General features: G+C 58.7%; 14 protein-coding genes. 6 read left to right on the forward strand and 8 right to left on the reverse strand.

Features of this window, described 5'->3' with window-relative positions; translation table 11 throughout:
- Window positions 1-51 precede the first annotated feature (51 nt).
- The 5 genes from gmd to wzy all read left to right on the forward strand — a co-directional run bounded on the left by gmd (window position 52) and on the right by wzy (window position 7054).
- Complete coding sequence (gene gmd, locus CH251_RS10425; protein WP_094613109.1) at window positions 52-1074, forward strand: GDP-mannose 4,6-dehydratase; 1023 nt, start codon at window positions 52-54, stop codon at window positions 1072-1074.
- Entirely contained in the window at window positions 1071-2066 is a 996-nt protein-coding gene (locus CH251_RS10430; RefSeq protein WP_094613111.1) for a GDP-L-fucose synthase, read from the forward strand. The genes gmd and CH251_RS10430 overlap by 4 nt, the downstream gene beginning before the upstream one ends.
- Window positions 2067-3501: 1435 nt before the next feature.
- Window positions 3502-4650: a glycosyltransferase gene (locus CH251_RS10440; protein ID WP_094613114.1), complete on the forward strand. Its 1149-nt coding sequence runs from the start codon at window positions 3502-3504 to the stop codon at window positions 4648-4650.
- The gene (locus CH251_RS10445; protein ID WP_094613116.1) at window positions 4647-5600 is read left to right on the forward strand and encodes an NAD-dependent epimerase/dehydratase family protein; all 954 of its coding nucleotides are present in this window, start codon (window positions 4647-4649) and stop codon (window positions 5598-5600) included. Before CH251_RS10440 ends, CH251_RS10445 begins: the two co-directional genes overlap by 4 nt.
- On the forward strand, window positions 5597-7054 hold the full coding sequence (gene wzy, locus CH251_RS10450) for an O-antigen polysaccharide polymerase Wzy (RefSeq protein WP_094613118.1): 1458 nt from the start codon (window positions 5597-5599) through the stop codon (window positions 7052-7054). The genes CH251_RS10445 and wzy overlap by 4 nt, the downstream gene beginning before the upstream one ends.
- Window positions 7055-7092: 38 nt before the next feature.
- Here wzy and CH251_RS10455 read toward each other — a convergent pair whose 3' ends face one another.
- Together CH251_RS10455 and CH251_RS10460 are read right to left on the reverse strand one after the other, a co-directional pair.
- Window positions 7093-7695, reverse strand: coding sequence for a DapH/DapD/GlmU-related protein (locus tag CH251_RS10455; RefSeq protein WP_094613120.1), 603 nt, complete (start codon window positions 7693-7695; stop codon window positions 7093-7095).
- Window positions 7656-8903: a glycosyltransferase family 4 protein gene (locus CH251_RS10460; RefSeq protein WP_094613121.1), complete on the reverse strand. Its 1248-nt coding sequence runs from the start codon at window positions 8901-8903 to the stop codon at window positions 7656-7658. Before CH251_RS10460 ends, CH251_RS10455 begins: the two co-directional genes overlap by 40 nt.
- Before the next feature lie 469 nt (window positions 8904-9372).
- On the opposite strand from CH251_RS10460, the gene CH251_RS10465 reads away from it, so the two are divergent.
- Complete coding sequence (locus CH251_RS10465; RefSeq protein ID WP_094613123.1) at window positions 9373-10500, forward strand: hypothetical protein; 1128 nt, start codon at window positions 9373-9375, stop codon at window positions 10498-10500.
- A 14-nt stretch (window positions 10501-10514) separates the two neighbouring features.
- On the opposite strand, the gene CH251_RS10470 is transcribed toward CH251_RS10465, so the two are convergent.
- The 6 genes from CH251_RS10470 to CH251_RS27215 are packed head-to-tail and all read right to left on the reverse strand — an operon-like array spanning window position 10515 to window position 16872.
- Window positions 10515-11204 (reverse strand): SGNH/GDSL hydrolase family protein, encoded by a 690-nt coding sequence (locus CH251_RS10470; RefSeq protein ID WP_094613125.1) that lies wholly within the window; start codon window positions 11202-11204, stop codon window positions 10515-10517.
- Window positions 11201-11983 (reverse strand): hypothetical protein, encoded by a 783-nt coding sequence (locus CH251_RS10475; RefSeq protein ID WP_094613127.1) that lies wholly within the window; start codon window positions 11981-11983, stop codon window positions 11201-11203. The genes CH251_RS10470 and CH251_RS10475 overlap by 4 nt, the downstream gene beginning before the upstream one ends.
- Complete coding sequence (locus CH251_RS10480) at window positions 11980-13074, reverse strand: glycosyltransferase family 1 protein (RefSeq protein ID WP_179273436.1); 1095 nt, start codon at window positions 13072-13074, stop codon at window positions 11980-11982. Before CH251_RS10480 ends, CH251_RS10475 begins: the two co-directional genes overlap by 4 nt.
- Complete coding sequence (locus CH251_RS27460) at window positions 13071-14303, reverse strand: hypothetical protein (protein WP_179273437.1); 1233 nt, start codon at window positions 14301-14303, stop codon at window positions 13071-13073. The genes CH251_RS10480 and CH251_RS27460 overlap by 4 nt, the downstream gene beginning before the upstream one ends.
- Window positions 14300-15550 carry a glycosyltransferase gene (locus tag CH251_RS27210; protein ID WP_094717009.1) on the reverse strand — a complete coding sequence of 417 codons (1251 nt, stop codon included), beginning with the start codon at window positions 15548-15550 and terminating at the stop codon, window positions 14300-14302. The genes CH251_RS27460 and CH251_RS27210 overlap by 4 nt, the downstream gene beginning before the upstream one ends.
- On the reverse strand, window positions 15547-16872 hold the full coding sequence (locus CH251_RS27215) for an O-antigen ligase (protein WP_143544964.1): 1326 nt from the start codon (window positions 16870-16872) through the stop codon (window positions 15547-15549). Before CH251_RS27215 ends, CH251_RS27210 begins: the two co-directional genes overlap by 4 nt.
- Between the last annotated feature and the right edge of the window lie 82 nt (window positions 16873-16954).

Consider the following 16954-nt stretch of genomic DNA (forward strand, 5'->3'; position numbering starts at 1 on the left):
AATTCAGATCTGTCGGGCCCACACATGTGGGGCCTTGGAGGAGCGGAAACGATGAAGCGCGCGTTGATAACTGGGATCACTGGCCAGGACGGTTCATACCTGGCAGAACTCCTGCTCAGCAAGGGATACGAGGTGCACGGCCTGATCCGGCGGTCGTCCACCTTCAACACCTCTCGCATCGATCACCTGTACCAGGATCCGCACGACAAAGACGCCAAGCTGTTTCTGCACTACGGCGACCTGAGTGACGGCGCACGGTTGGTCACTCTGCTTACCGAGATCCAGCCGGACGAGGTCTACAACCTGGGTGCGCAGTCGCACGTCCGCGTCAGCTTCGACGAACCCGAGCACACCGGCAACACGACCGGCGTCGGGTCCATCCGTTTGCTTGAGGCCGTCCGTCTCGCGGGACTACAGTGCCGTTTCTATCAGGCGTCGAGCTCCGAGATGTTCGGCGCAACTCCGCCCCCACAGAACGAAGGGACTCCGTTCTACCCCCGCTCGCCGTACGGCGCCGCCAAGGTCTACGCCTACTGGGTCACCAAGAACTATCGCGAGGCGTACGGCATCTTCGCCGTCAACGGCATTCTGTTCAATCACGAATCTCCGCGCCGTGGAGAGACTTTCGTTACCCGCAAGATCACCCGCGCGGTCGCGCGCATCAAGGCCGGCCTGGAACAGAACGTCTACATGGGCAATTTGGACGCCATCCGCGACTGGGGTTACGCGCCGGAGTACGTCGAGGGCATGTGGCGCATGTTGCAGGTCGATGAGCCGGACGACTTCGTGTTGGCCACCGGTGGCAACTTCTCGGTGAAAGACTTCCTCGTGGTCGCGTTCGAGCGGGCCGGCTTGGACTGGGAGAAGCACGTCAAGTTCGACGAGCGCTACCTGCGCCCCACCGAGGTGGACGCTCTCATAGGTGACGCAAGTAAGGCCGAAGCGAAACTCGGGTGGAAGGCCACGGTGCACACGCCCGAACTCGCGAAAATCATGGTCGACGCAGATATCGCGGCACTCGAGCACGAGGGACGTCCGTGGATCGACCGTCCGGCACTCCCGGATTGGGCATGAGTACCGTGGCGACGAATGGATCGGCGGTTTCCGATTACACGCCAGCTCCACTCGATCGAGACGCGCCGTTCTACGTTGCTGGGCACCGCGGTTTGGTCGGATCGGCTATCTGGCGGCAGCTCGAGTCATCCGGTTTCAGCGATCTGATCGGCCGCTCGTCGTCCGAACTGGATCTCAAAGACCGTGACGCGGTCTTTGCATTCTTCGAGGAGACCAAGCCGGCTACGGTGGTGCTGGCAGCCGCCAAGGTAGGCGGCATTCTTGCCAACAGCACATATCCCGTCGATTTTCTTTCGGACAACTTGCGCATCCAGGTGAACGTGTTGGATGCAGCTCTGGCACAGAACGTCGAGCGGGTGCTGTTCCTCGGGTCGTCGTGCATCTATCCGAAGCTGGCTCCACAGCCGATCAAGGAGGAGTACCTCCTCACCGGGCACCTCGAGCCGACCAACGATGCGTACGCCATCGCGAAGATCGCGGGCATTCTGCAGATTCAGTCGGTGCGTAAGCAGTACGGCCTGCCGTGGATCTCCGCGATGCCGACCAATTTGTACGGGCCGGGTGACAACTTCTCACCTAAGGGCTCGCACGTCCTGCCAGCGCTGATCCGTCGTTACGACGAGGCTCGCCGCGACGGTATCGACACGGTGACGAACTGGGGCAGCGGTTCTCCGCGACGCGAGTTCTTGCACGTCGACGACATGGCAGCTGCGTGCATCCACTTGCTCGAGAACTACGACGGGCCGGATCAGGTGAACGTCGGCACCGGCGAAGACGCCACGATCAAAGAGATCGCCGACATCGTGGCAATTGCAGTCGGGTTCGAAGGCGAGACCGAGTGGGACAACTCCAAGCCGGACGGCACACCGCAGAAGCTTCTGGACGTGACCAAGCTTCGGGACTCTGGATGGAAGCCGCAGATCGACCTGGCGTCTGGCATCGCTTCGACCGTCGAATGGTACCGAGGCCACGTCGATAGCCTGCGCGAATAGTAAATGGGCTAATAGCAATGACGCACACTAGACCGGCAACTGCCCGGCAAACTGCACGATGTGGCAGGGTTCTTGCAGAAGCCCGACCAGAGGCGGGCTGAGAGATGGCCAGGACATCAAGTGCTTCGGCTGAGTCTGCAACCGATGGCGACCTGCGCCTAATTGGTCTAGATAAGCCCATCGAGCACGTCTGGCACCGTTTCGCTGGTAGGTTCAACCGCTCAATCGGTCCCGCACTCACGTCTATGGCCGCGAATAGTCTCGTTAACTTGATTATTGTGGTCATCTCCGCGCGGAAGCTGGACCCTGAGCAGATGGGAGCCTTTCTACTGGCGTATAGCACCATCGTATTCGCGACAGGAATAAATCAGGCGGTCAACGTAGAACCGCTGATGCTCGTCGCGAGTCGGAACGCTAGTATCTTGAGCGCAATAAATCGTCGAATGGTTCTGCGGGCGACACTCAAATTTGGCCTTCTCTTGTCGTCCGCTTTGGCACTGTGCTCGTTGGCGCTTCCACGAACGTGGATACTCCTAGTACTGGCAATGAGTGTGACGCTACCGCTCGTATTAGTGCTTGACGCTAACCGCGTCGTACTACAGTCGGGCGCGCGGGGTTGGCAGGCGCTGCGGATTGACTGCCTCCTGTACTTCTCCCTGCTGCTCACATTTGCGCAATTTATGATGGGTGGTTCGTCTGCCTTGCATGCGTTAATGGCCTACTTAATTCCCGTGTCTATTACGGGAGGGTGTGTGGTTCTCGCGGTTGAGAATCTTGCGCGTTACAGGACGAAACACGGCCTGGCCAAAATTCCAGGCAAGTATCGGAGGGATCTAGGGGCTGAGTTTGGAGTAATGCAAGGCGCAAATCAAGCGATTCTTTACTCTACACCCTTGTATCTATCGTTAGGAGACACTGCGGGATTTCGGGGCATACAGGTTCTATTCGGACCTATGAACGTGTTGTTTACTGCCATTAGAGTTGCTGTGGTACCACGAATTACGAAGGCTATTCACCAAAGCCCCGCCCCTGGGGCCTGTTCAGTCTGGCTATCGCAGGGATGGCCAATACTTGCATCGGGTCTTGCATTCTCAAGTATAGTGATTGGCGTTGGCGACTTCGTTGGGCCATTGTTTCTCGGCGAATCCTTTCAGTATGCGAGGGGGTTAATCCTGCCAATATCTCTGCAATACTTAGCCCTGTCTCTAATCAGTTTTTCTACTCTAATGCTGAGAGCGACAGCACGCACATCGCTGAGCTTGATCGCTCGCGTGTCTCAAGCAATTCTCGCGATTGTTGGCGGACTTATCGCCTGGCGCATCGGCGAATTGGAAACTCTCGGCTGGGCTCTGGCTATATCGACGGGTATTTCTGCGGCAGTATGGATTAGCTTGTCGTTCATTGCCGCTCGGCAATTTTCATCGGAAGGAGCAATATGAAGATCCTGCATCTAGTACCTCTAATTGGAGCAAATGCAGAATACGGAGGCCCTGCTCGCGGGACTATCCGTCAGGCTATTGCGTTGACGGATAGAAGTCACTCGGTTACTGTGCTCTCGCTGTGGAAGGGATTAAAACCCGAAGGTCCGGCAAATGCTGGCGTTGAATTAGTGACTTTTCCTGCCCATCAGCTACCTATTCTGCCGGGATTTGGTGGCCTAGTCTCGATCGCCGCATTGAACTGGCTGCGCCACAACGTCAGGAATTTTGATGTCGTCCACATTCACGGTGGGCGCGAAGTGTGGATTCTCAACGCATGCCGGATTATATTGAAGGCTGGCGTACCCTTTGTGATACAAACCCATGGCATGCTGAACCCACGTAAAACAAAGACGGTCCAGTCCTACGATTCCGTGATGACACAGCGCGCCTATGCCCCAGCGGATGCAGCTTTGTACCTCACAAACTACGAGGAACGGCAGCTCAATAAATGGAATTGGATGCCGAGGACTGAGCTAGTTTTAAATGGAGTCGATGACCCCGCGATGCAGTTGCCAGTGGGAATCGGAGATGGCCGCCTGCGTGTAGTGACCACGGCACGCATACATCCACGCAAGCATATGCCAGATTTGGTAGCGGCGGTGAGCAAGTTGTTGCAGCAAAACATTCAAATCAGTCTGGACATTTATGGGCCAGACGAGGGGGACGTGGTTAATGTGGAAGCCGCCATTTCCCGGAATGGAGTGCAAGATAGCGTCCGCTATTGCGGACCGCTGGCGTATGGAGAAGTTAGGTCGGCTTTGAGCCGTTATAATGCGTATGTGCTGCCGTCGCGGCATGAGCCATTTCCCAACAGCCTACTGGAGGCGCTAGCCACAGGTTTGCCATCCATCTGTACCGAAGAATGTGGAATAGCTCCGTACTTAGAGGCCAATCACGCTGGAATCGTCGTGCAGCATGGAGCAGACGGAATTGCTCAAGGCTTGAAACGGCTTGCTGAGGAGCCGAATCTTAGGCATGAGCTAGGGCAGAATGCCCTTGATCTTTGCAATAGCACATTCTCCATGAGCGCTGTTGCAGAACGGTTAGAGGAGATCTACCTGCAATCAAGCAGGTCTGACAGAAATCAGGGGGCAAGGTTGTGACTTCTCGAGTACTGGTTACTGGCGCAGCGGGGTTTGTTGGCAGCACCATTTCTGACAGTTTGCTTCAAGAGGGCTACGAGGTCTTGGGTGTTGACAGTATGAACGACTACTATGACCCAGCGATGAAAGAGGACCGGCTGAAGAAACTCTCTGGGAGGGAGCGCTTCACTTTCATCCGGGGTGACCTCCTGGATCTTCCACTCAAAGAAATCATCGAATCGGCTAGCTTCGTTGTCCATCAAGCCGGTCAGCCAGGTGTTCGTAATTCTTGGTCTAGTGGCTTCGATGAATATGTAAGTCGGAATGTTATCCTTACGCAACGCCTTCTCGAAGCTTCGAAAGAATTCTCGATCGAACGATTTGTGTACGCATCGAGCTCTAGCTTGTACGGTAATCAGGAGCACTGGCCTTGCTCGGAAGCAGCTACACCTCAGCCGTTTTCACCATATGGAGTGACCAAGCTTGCTGCCGAACATCTCGTTTCTTTGTATGCGGAGAATTTCGGACTGCACACTGCCTCTCTCAGGTATTTTACTGTGTATGGTCCCGGACAGCGTCCAGATATGGCCTTTCACAGATTCTGCGAAGCAACAATTTCCGGAAACCCCGTAAAGATATTCGGTGACGGGGGCCAGCGGCGCGACTTTACCTACGTCGACGATATTGTCCGCGCAAATATATTGGCCATGACTCATTCGAATGTCGGCAAAGGATCCATTTACAACGTTTGCGGAGGGACGGATGCCACCGTGAATGATGTGTTAGAGACGTTGGAACGCATAGCAGGCTCTCCGGTTCCTGTGGAGCGCGTGCCAGCTGTTTCTGGCGACGTACGCAGAACTGCTGGCGACTCGAAGAAAATTAGAGACGAGCTAGATTGGTCTCCGAAAACGTCGCTTCACGACGGATTATCGGCGCAGTTGGCGTGGCACAAAGGTAGGGACCGTTGATCTCCCTCTCGGTCGCCTCGGGAGCGCGGTCGAATTTAGTTCCTACTTCAGCCTTGTATGTTTTGGTTTTTATTGCAATCTTCTACCTAACTCCGAAGTTCGAGCTGCCCAGCGATTTGCAGATCTTAGGGTTCACGGGTTGCTGCATCATAGTGGCCGTCATTGCGGTGATGCTCAGCAGGTCTCGCGCCGCTACTTTCGAAATACCCGTCGGAGTTGGTGCCTTCATTATATCCATCTATTGTGCGCGCATTATTTACGATTTGGGTAAGCCCGCACTACAGTGGGTAAACGTAAATGTTGAGGCGACTTATGGACTAGCCGTTCTTTCCACCGCGTTATTCTCGCTTTCATTTTTTATAGGCTATCTGGCAGCAAGACCAAAGCTCAAGGGGGTGGTTGGTCGATTGAGGGTCAATGAACAGGAGATATTAGCGGCTCGGCGTGGAAGCTGGTTGCTCTTTGCTATTGGCCTTTGCGCAATAGCCGCAACTCTAGTCATCGCCGGCGGTCCGCTTGCATTCATCTCTACTCGTGGGTCGGCTACAGCGATTGAGAGCGTCGCTGCGATCCAGTACACCATGATGCTTGGCGTAGTAGCCGCGGTGTTACGTATCTCGTTGTCGTTCCTACCTGGCAATCCGGGCAGTTCAACGGATCTGAGGTTCGGCCTCTTGATGGCATTCCCTGTCGTTGCGATTACCCTGGCCGAGGGGTCACGCCGTTACGCGCTTCCTCTGTTGGTAGGCCTATGTATTAGCTGGTTCATAATTCGCCGCGGCAGCATCCCTGTCCTCAAAGTTGCTCTTGTGGCTGTCTTGGGCGTTGTGCTCGTATTGCTTCCTCTCGAATCTGTCCGGGAGGGTGGGAGTGATTCCGGCGGGAGCTTTGCCTCGGCGGTCGTGCGGTTCGGTGGCGACCCGGCGGGTGCTTTTGAGGGACTTTTCTCAAGCCAGTCGACCTCGATGCTCCCCGCCTTTGCCATGGCAATCCAGGATGCTGAATCGGCTGGTATCGATGAGGGTCTCGGTAGGTACACCCTAGCAGAGACGATCTTGCAACCGATTCCGCAACAGATTTGGCCGGGAAAACCTGAATCGCTGCGAAATGAGTTAATTGAGTACCGGTACGGTCTGTCTAGCTCAGGATGCACTTCTCTGTGTCCAACCTACGGTCCGGTGTCGACGTTCTATGCGGATTACGGTCTGCTGGGTGCCACTATCGGTGGTCTACTGATCGGGCTGTTCGCGGCTTGGTGGACCAAAGTGTGCTTTCGTCGCGGCCTCTTTGGTGTCCTCGCTTACGCAGGAACGTACTGGGGATTTCTATACATGTGGTGGAGTTCGGTTTCTGCTTTAACGATCATGGTTTTGTTTTTTGGAATTCCCCTTCTGATATTGGCGAAGTTGACTAAGTCCTCTTTAGATAAAGACGTTCCTACCGCCATTACCTAAAGTCGGGCACAGATGTGGACCACTGTTAAAAAAGAGGGTTACACGATCAAGTTATTCGTATGAAGAGTGCCTGCGGGGATGTTGCGCGTCACCAAGGACGTTGCGCCAATGACGGAGTTTCTTCCAATCGTAGTTCCACGTAATATCGTCGCTCTCGTTGCAATCCAGCAACCGTCCTCTATGGTGATTGCTGCATTGTCGAACTCAAAACTGGGTGAGTGGCGGTCGTGGCTGCCGGTGCAGAGCAGGACATCTTGCGAGACGCATACATTCTGACCGATTGTAATGTGCTCTAAGTTTAGGAGCCACGCGCGTTCGCCGATCCAGCTGTGGGCACCGATGGTGAGCTTCCATGGCCAGTGGATTTTCACTCCGTGTCGAATAAGCACGCCATCTGCAATGTTTGCTCCAAACATTCTCAATATTTTGATGCGAATTGCATTCGGCATCCACCATCGTGGAAGGACAGTCGTGGACACGATCATCCAAGCTACTTGAACTGGAATTGACCGACCTTTGTCATAGCCGGTACCCATAAAGTTTGCGAGTTGTCTCTCACCGCTCTCGGAGTCCGGCCGCGGTTTGTCTCCAGGATTTTTTATCACTTGAGATCGCCCTTCCCTGATACGTGACCCAACCATAGCTGGAATCGGTCAATTGCAAAGTTTCTGTCCAGGTTTGCTCGGTAGAAGTCACCACCGTTTCGCGCCAGGCTCGTAGCTAACCCACTGTCTCCCATTAGCGTCTGGATCGCTTCGATCAGCGCTTCGGGGTCTCCAGGTGGGACCACAATTCCGGCTTGTGAATCGCGGATTTCGTCGGCTGTTGCGCTACGTCTGTCAGTGGCGGCGATAATTGGTCGTTCCATCAGAAAATAGGTTGTTAACTTGCTGGGCACAGCGGTATCGACAACACCCGCTCGTTCATTGACTAAGAGCATATCGGAGGCGGCCAAAGCGCTTTGAAAATCGTCGTCATCCAATGAGTCGAGGAATTGTAAGTTGGGAAGGTTTCCTGCAAGCTTAGTTAGGTGTTCCCTCTGATTCCCATCGCCAAGTAAGACAAAGTACATTGGCAATGCTGAAAGGTGGGCTGCTTTCGCTGCGTTGATGACATTCTCGAGTCCCTGCTTAGCACCCATATTTCCGGCGTGAAGTATTACGGTGCTGCGTTCCGGCCAGCCGTGTTTTTCTCTGGCGTTATGCGCAGTCGTTTCCGCATTTTTGACAATATGTGTCCAGTTCCTGATCGTAACTATCTTCCGGGGTTCGATCGACATGCCGTCAGTTAAAGTGGATCTGAACCGGTCGTGAATTACCAGTACTCCATCCGCTGACCGAAGAACCGCAGATTCGAGTTTCGCGGCCAGCCCCGATATCTTCGTCGGTTGGTCTGAGATTTCAGCCAAACCTTTGCTGTATATGTCTTGAACCCAGATTCCGAGTTTTGGACGCCTCCGGAAGGCACGCAATCTCAGGGAAACGAGGAGTGTTGAAAGAAGTGCTGGCGACGTACATATTACAACATCCGGTTTGTTCCAGTTCTGCAAGACTGCGCCGAGACCGAAACTTAGTTCGAGTAGAATACGCTTCGCGTTGGTGAGGTGTCGCGGTGTGTACTGCCTTACTCTCCGTACGGCGACACCATCAATTGTCTCAGACATTCGTTTGCCCGGATATCCGTCGGAGACTTCCCACGAAGGATAATGAGGGTAACCAGCGATGACTTGGACTGCGTGCCCGCGTTGGTGAAGGCCGTTTGCTAGATCGGTCGCGTAGGGGGCGATGCCAGTCTGTTCTGGCGCGTAGTTAAGCGAGATGATCGTGACTCGTGCCTTTTTAGCGTTCACATGGAAATCCTAAATGATGACTGGTGTTCGGCGCACCTTTTGAGGGGTGTTGCAATTGGAACGCTGTCGAATAGCCATTCTCGTCACGTTGGTCACGCCGGCCGGCCGATGAGGGACACTGAGATCGAGGAACTTGGTGTGCCGGTCGAAGGACGCAATCCTGTCCTGTCCGCGCAGTTCATCCACAACCGAGTACTGTGTCGAGACCGTCCGAACGCGGATCGCGTCTATAGTGCGCCATCGAAGGGGTTGGCCGCGAACTGGGTGTCAACGAGGCTCGAGCCGTGTCGGGTTTCTCGCCGCGTTTCGCAAGCGTAGGAGCGGCAGAGGAAGCCCAAGACGTTGCACAGTTGGCTCTCCGGTGCCAGGGGTCTGTCTCTCCGGCATGGGTTATTTTCCTGTTGTTCGACCGTGTCTGGAGTCGGAGGAAGAACCGGCAGGTGCTGAGGAAGTGCGGCATGATCTCCACATGAGCCACGAGAAGCGGAAGGATTGGCTGTTTCTGCTGTGGTTTGCTTTGGCCGTGACTCTGATCGGCGTGCTCCTCATCCCCTCTCGCAGCGGTAACGCTGACGACGTGTGGTATCGCCTCGCTGGATCTGATGCAGGTCGTTATATCGGGCTGGCGCAGGGCGACCCGACTGCGTATCCGTGGGGCGGGCGTTGGTTGGTGCCGCGGGTGGCATCGCTTGCGGATGGCGCATCGGTGGGCGCGCTGCAGGCGCTGAACTATCTGTTCCTGTCTCTCGCGGTTGCGGCGATCACCTACCTCGCTGCGGACTACGCCTTGTCGGCTTCAGCAATGGTTGGTGCGTGGGCCTTCAGCGCGACAGGTGTGGCGCTGCTCGTGCTGTTTCAAAACCCGTTTCTGGTCGATTCTGCGGGTCTGTTCGTGTTCGCGCTCATCGGCATCGCCTATCGGCGAGAGAACTACTGGGCACTCGCGGCTCTGGCCGTACTGGGCGTCACGATCAAGGAAGTGGTGATCGGATTTCTGCTGTTGCTGTTGCTGCGTCGTCGGTGGCGGGAGCTGACAATTGCGTGTGTCCTGTCTGCCGGGCTGCTCTACTACGGAGTGGTGTCGTCAGCCCCAGGCTCTGCCCTGCTCCCCGAGTTCTCCGTTGGGCTCGTTGTGAAGTTTGCATTCGGGTTGGGAGCAGCGTGGCTTCTCGCCGCGATAGCGGTTCTGCAGATTTCGCGCGGGCGGAAGGTGGTTGCGCGACAGGATCTTCAGTACTTCTCATTGACAATAGTCTTGAGTGTTGCGGTTCTTCCCCTCGCTACCGACACCAGTCGACTACTGGTGTTCGCCCTTCCGGCCGTGGTGCCCCTCTGCGCGATGGCCCTCTCGGAGTCGGGCAAAGTCCGCATCGCGGTTGGCGTCATGTTCGCGATCCCTGCGGTCGTCTCGGTCATCCCGTCCCGATTCACATACTCGTTGCGCCCGCAGCCGTTCGAGCAGTTGGAGTCTTGGTACAGCGCGAACACTGAGCTGATTGCAGTCTCGGCGCTACTGGCTCTGATCGGGGCTGTCGTTGCCTGCTGGCCAGCCATCCTCGGGCTGACGAATCGCCATCAAGTCGATGCTCGTTCTTGAAGTCACAGCGAAGCTCACCCCAATACACCGATGACCGCACCCGCAATGGTTCGGTGACCCGCGTCGTTGGGATGCAGACCGTCGGGGTCCATCATGTCCGGATGATCGGCGAGTGGCTCACCGATGTCGAGATATCGGGCCTCCGCGCTTGCGGTTGCGGCCTTCACTCCGTCGATCAGAATCGCGAAGTCCGCCGGGGGCTCGGTCGAGTCCCAGATCGGGCTGGTGACTATCACCTTCGTGTTCGGTGCCACAGCTTTGATGGCCTCGAACAGCGATAAAGCAACAGCCCCGGTGACGCTCGAGGTGCCGGCCTCGTAATCGTTGCGGCCGCCGGACACGATGACGATGTCCGGTTGGGCTGCGGCAACCACATCCAGCTTGATCGCGTAGTCCGTCTTCTGGCCGAGATAGCTCGTGGTGTAGCCGGAGCCACCTTCGGCGAGGTTGAGCTCGGACCATCCCATCGCCGCCGATACGAGCGTCGTCCACCGCTTCCCGTTGGAGGAGGCGCCGGTGCCCTTGCTGTACGAGTCACCCAGAAACACGACCACGGGCACCGAATCCGGGATGAACCGTGTGGGAGCTGGTGCTGCCTGTGGAGGCTCCGACCGTGAGCCGATCTGCCATCCGAGAATTCCGCTGAACGCCACGATCAGAACCGAGACAGCGATGTAGATGAGCACCGCCCTCCTCGCCTTCATGGTGCCGGCACTCCCACTGCATCGATCAGGGCATCAGCGACCGCCACGGCCCATAGTCGTGACCCCTCGGAATTGGGGTAACGATTCGCGCCGTCGTACGTTCCCTCCGCACCGTTGACCGTCGCCGCCGCATCGATGATCTGGAAGTCATTCTTCCGGGCGGAAATTTCCAGATCATGGACGTTGGCGCGCACCTGGTCCCCGATGTCCTCGGGCTCCTTCGGGGACGGTTGCAGTATCGCGACCACCGCTGCCTGGGGGTACGTCTCGGCGAGTGTGCGCAGCAGCGGAACGGACTCGACGGCGAGCGTGCGAGGACCCATGTCGAGACCGTTGTTCACCAACACCACATCGATATTCGACGGTGGACGGATCTGTGGAAGCGCGCTCGTCAGAAAACCGACGTTGCGTGAGACCGACGCGTTCCACAGAGAGATCGGTGTGCCGACACCGTCAGCGACGGAAATTGGCGGCTCGAGGTAACCCGCACCCGCCGCAAAATTCCACTCGTGGATCACCGCTGGGCGGCCGTACTCCTGCGCCAGGCCCTGCATCGTCAAGAACACCCAACCACCGAGCGAGATGCCGGTACCGTCGCCGACGAGCAGCATGTCGACGGGATCGTTCGCCGCAGCCAATCTGCTGGACAGCGGTTGCTGTGCAACCGAATTTGTTGTTGCGGCCGTGACAGGGCGGTACGTGTCCGGGGTGCTGCACCCCGCAGCCGCTAGGAGCGTCACCGCCACGACCACGGCGGCTGCCACGCGTCGCGGTGTCATGAGGTCAACCGCCGACGGGATGCGCCTTTCGGATCGGCCATCGCGTCACGCATCGTGTGGACCATGTGCTCCCACGACGGAAACTCGAAGCCGGTCGGCATCGGGAGTGGACCACGGGACAGGCTCAGCGTGATGGCCTGCGCCACTGCGTCGATGTCGGTGGGGTCGCAGTAGCGCACCGACTCACCGAGCAGTTCTCGGAAGATCGGCCGTTCGCTCACCAGCACGGGTGCGCCGAGACGCACCGCCTCGAGTGGGGGTAGCCCGTAACCCTCATTCAGAGAGAGATAGACGAACAGGGCGGTATTGCGATATAGCCATGCCAGCTGTTCGGTCTCGACGAAACCGGTGTAGCGAATGGAGCCGTCGTCGATGGCCGCGAGTACCCGGTGCTCGAGCTGGTCGGCCTTGCCGTTCGCCGGACCAACGACCACGAACGGGTGGCTCGGTGAGATCGCGCCCGAACGGACAGCGGCGGAGAGGGTTGTCGCCAGATTCTTCCGGGTGTTCAATCGTCCGACGGACAGCACGAAGGAGCTGGGCCGAAGGTCGAGCGCCGGAGGTGGTTCTGGATTCGCGCCCAGTAGCGCGTGTGAGATGCCGAAGCCAGTGACGGCGGACGGTGCCAGGCGCGGGTTGTGCTGAACAATGCGAGCCGCCTCGGTACTACTGCTGACGAACAACACGCTCGCCGCGCGTGCGGCGATCATGATGGGGGAGAGGTAGACGCGCTCGATCGCCGTGAACCATTCGGGGTTGGACTGGAACAGCGCGTCGTGCACGAAGACCGCCGATTTGCCCAGCAGCGGAGAATAATTGGAACCCCATGCCATGTCGTAGGGGCCGAGGCGTACACGCAGCGATAGCTCGATCATGTTCTTCAGCGGCTGCGTCGGTAGGTATGTGCGGATCCACCGCACCCCCTGCCTTTTCAGATCCGAGGCCTCCGCCGGGGTGGGACTGCGCCGCAGCGCCACAGTGAGCACATCGTCGGGAAACTCGCGTCGCCACGCCGCGATCTTCTCGTGTGTGATGACGATGCCGGCGGGGGGACCGCCGAACCAGTAGTACCCGTCGAACAAGACCCTCATGCCGTCTCCGTTCTGTCGCGTCGTGGCAGTACGACGAGCATCGCCACCGACACAGCGATGCGTAGCGCGCTCAGGACGATGAGAGTCCACACCAGACCCATTGCACCGCCGATGAATACAGCGATGCTTTGGCTCCCTACATCCACGAGGACCGATATCAATCGCGCTCGATGTGTGAAGACAGGGCTGACGAAGAATCGAGTGGCCATCAGTGCTACCTCGAAGGTCTGCGCAGACAGGATCGCCAAGCCCACCGGAACTACGTAGGGAAGCGCGGTGGCGGGGCCGATGTCGGAGAACACCGTCGAGAGTGCGGTGTACCCCACCAGTCCACACGCGCCGAGGCCGAGGGCAACCGCGATATTCCATCGCACCGAGACGGGCAGGACCGCGCGCGTGCCCTGAACACTGAGAGTGGCGAACTGCTTGAAGATCAACGGTTGGATGCTCTGAATGATGACGAACGCTGGCGCGAACACCAGCGAGTAGGCGAACCGAATACCGGCAGTGGCGGTGTCGTCCTGGATCAGATACAGCAGCAGTGTCGCGATCTGGCTGCCGATTCCCAGGTAGACGGCCTCTGCGGTGATGCGCCAGGCGATGGAGAAATGAGACTCGGACTTGATGGTGGACGTGGCGTTACCGCAGAAGGCGATGCCGATGGTGAGCACGATGAGCAAGGTGCACAACCACATCGGCAGCAGCGCAGCGCTGTCGACACCGAGCGCGAGGGTTCCCGCGCAGACGAACGCGCCGGCGGCATAGATTGCCGCCAACCAGGCCGCACGGGAATAGCGGCCTCGGATGATCAGGACCTGACGCGGAAGGTCGCAGATCACCATCGCCCCAGGCAACGCCGCAACCGCGCCCGCGTATCCCCACTCACCGCCGCGGCCGATCCACAACAGTGCCGCCACGGCAACGACGGTCGCGAATGCGATGGTGCCCCGCCAGCTCGAACTCCGGTCGATGGAATTTTCGGGGCGGACGCCGAGCCGTGCAGCGTCGACTATCGGCGCGTATATTCCCCAGGCTCGGGAGGTGCCCACGGCAATGAACCCCAGCGCTGCACCGACCGACAGTGACGCGAACTCGCCGACCGTCAACGACACACCGGCCGTGACGTTGAAGACGAAGAAGCCGAGGGACCACAGGCCTTGATCGAGAGTGCGGATCAGCACGCCAGCCCGGGTGACGGACGCGTTCTCAACGGCAGCACTGGTGGTCATCGAGTTCGACCCGCCCGGCCGGGAAGTGCAGCATCGAATGCCAGGCCTTCGGCGTAGAGCTGCGCGACAAGGTCGACGAACCGCTGTTTCGTCCACTGAGTCGTGCTGATGCGCGGCATCTGCGACGCGCGAATAATTGCGTCTGCCAGCGTGTCTCGCGTGGTTGCGGCATCGGCCGGTAGCACTACCCCGGACGTGCCGGAATCCTCGAGCACCGAACTTGCTCCGGTTCGCTCGAAACACACCACCGGTAACCCGCACGAGGCGGCCTCGCCCACGACCCCGCTGGCACCTTCCCGTCCCGAGGGGTGCATCAGTACATCCGCTTGGACCATCATGTCCAATACCGCTGTGCGGTCGAGTGATCCGTGGAAAGTCACCCGATCCTGCACCCCGAGAATCTCTGCCCTGCGATGCAGATACGTTCCGTGGCTCGTGCTGTCGAAGCCCACAATGTGCAGATGGGCGTCCTGCAACGCCGTGGCTGCCAGCGCCTCGATCGCCAGTTCCTGCCGCTTGCGCGTGATGAGATGCCCGACGACGAGAATCGCGAGGCCGTCGTGTTCGGCCCGTACAGGCCGATCGGCCGGGAGATCGACGACGACATTGGGGAACCGATGGCACCGTGTATTCGTCTGTGCGACAGTGGCTTCCATTGCTCCGTTCTGTGCAAGTACCAGGTCGCACCGACGAGCGATACGCGTAGCCGGGATCGAGGCGACTCGGTCACGCACCATCTGCAGAAGCCATTGCTTGCGTGACGAGCGCGAGGTGGGCGAGATGGCGAACACGTCGGCGACACCGCCCGCGCCGACCGGGCCCCAGACCTTGTGGATGTTCGGCGACATCCTGGTGATCGGCGTCGACAGAATCTCCGAGGCGAACGTGACGTGGTGCGCATAGACCACGGAGAACGTCCGCTCGATCTCACGGACGTACGGGACGGCCAATCGAACCCAGAGTTCGTGCTCGATGCGGGTGAACCGGGGATAGTGCCATCGAAAGAACGACGGAGCCATCGGGATCTCGACGGTGACGACCTCGAGGTGCCGTTCGAGCTCGGCCGGTACCCGCCCAGCGCAGGCCTGGGCCGAGCGACGCATCGTCACCAGGATCACCGTCGCCCCAACCGTTCGGGCGTGTTCGAGGGTGGCAATCAAGAACTGCCATCCGATGCCCGGTTCGCTGGGCATGTCCGGGTGAACGGTGAACGAGCACAGCACTATTGCGTGTCTCCGGTTGCTCATGAGGCTACCGCCGCTCGGTGGCGTCGGCGTTTGTGAGGGTGACCGAGCCTGCGGACATCGTTTTCCTCCGACGCGGAACTCGATCCGCTGCGCGCTGCCGTCACCGTGAGCGCCATGAACACCCAGGGAAACGCAAACCAGATCACGTTCGTCACCGATGTGCAGATGGCCAATGCGATGAACAGGGGGAGTGCGTGCCTCTTGTGCCGCACTCCCAGGAACAGGCTTATCGCGAGTACGGCAAAGAAGGCGCTCCCTACGAAGCCGACGTCGTAAATCAGCCCCAACCACATCGAACTGAGATACGCAGCAGCGACATTGGTGGGATCCACCGGATTGAACTGGGGGAACGTGTTGAACCCGGTTCCGATCGCCGCACTCCAGTCGCGGGCCGCGATCTGGTCGATCGCGATGTTCCACAGCTGCAGCCGATACGCGCCGGTGCCACTCTCGATATCGATGACGTGGACGACCCGCCACAGGAACGTGTCCGCATCGCCCACCCGGTAGTAGACGTCGTGGAGATACGCGACGCCGACCGTGAACGCCAGCAACGAACACACGATGGTCACCGGGTATCTGGCCGCGTTTCGTCCCATCACGCAGACAACGACGACTGCGAGGGCAATCCACGCCGCCCGAGTAGTGGTGAGTATCAGCGCCACGGGGATGGGGGCCGCCAGCAACACCACCTGCCGGGTCACCACCGACCCATCGCCTGCGAAGTAGTACAGGACCCCGATCCACCCGGCGCACAGGCACCCCATGATGTTGGGCTCGAAGGCCAGGCCGGCGACGCGAGTGCTGGGGTCCAACACGAAGCCGACAATACTGACAGTCGAGATCGCAGACAGGATTGCGGTACCCGACCGCACCACGAATCTGGGGTCGAGAGCCACCCGAGTCAGGGGGACCACAGCGATCAGTGCCACGATCAATTGCACGGCCATGCGCAGGCTGGCTGCAGTTTCGGGGGCGAACAGCATGCCGGAGGTGAGCCCCACGGCAACCAACCCGACCGAGCCGCTGATCAGGCCCACGATGAACGGCGACCGAGTTCTGGCACTGGGCTCGCGGCCGGCGTAGGCGTAGAGCGCGAGGAGAAACAACGGAGTCGCGGCGTACTCGGGACGGACGGTGAAGCCGCCTACTGTGACCTGCAGTCCATTGGCGCACAGTGCAAAGAAGTAGATGCTCCATGCCCATCGGATACTTCGGATCGACAGGATCGCAGCAGCGACCGCTGCTGCCACGCACATCGCGGCAATGGCCACCAACGGTGCAGCCAATGCGACGCAGACCGCCACGACAGCCAACGCCACCAGCCCGCACAACTCTGCCGAGGACGCACCGGATCGACCACTGGTCGATCGACCACTGATACGCGGACGCACCTCCCACAGA

The organism is Rhodococcus sp. 06-462-5, assembly GCF_002258315.1.
In the GTDB taxonomy this organism is placed as follows: domain Bacteria; phylum Actinomycetota; class Actinomycetes; order Mycobacteriales; family Mycobacteriaceae; genus Rhodococcoides.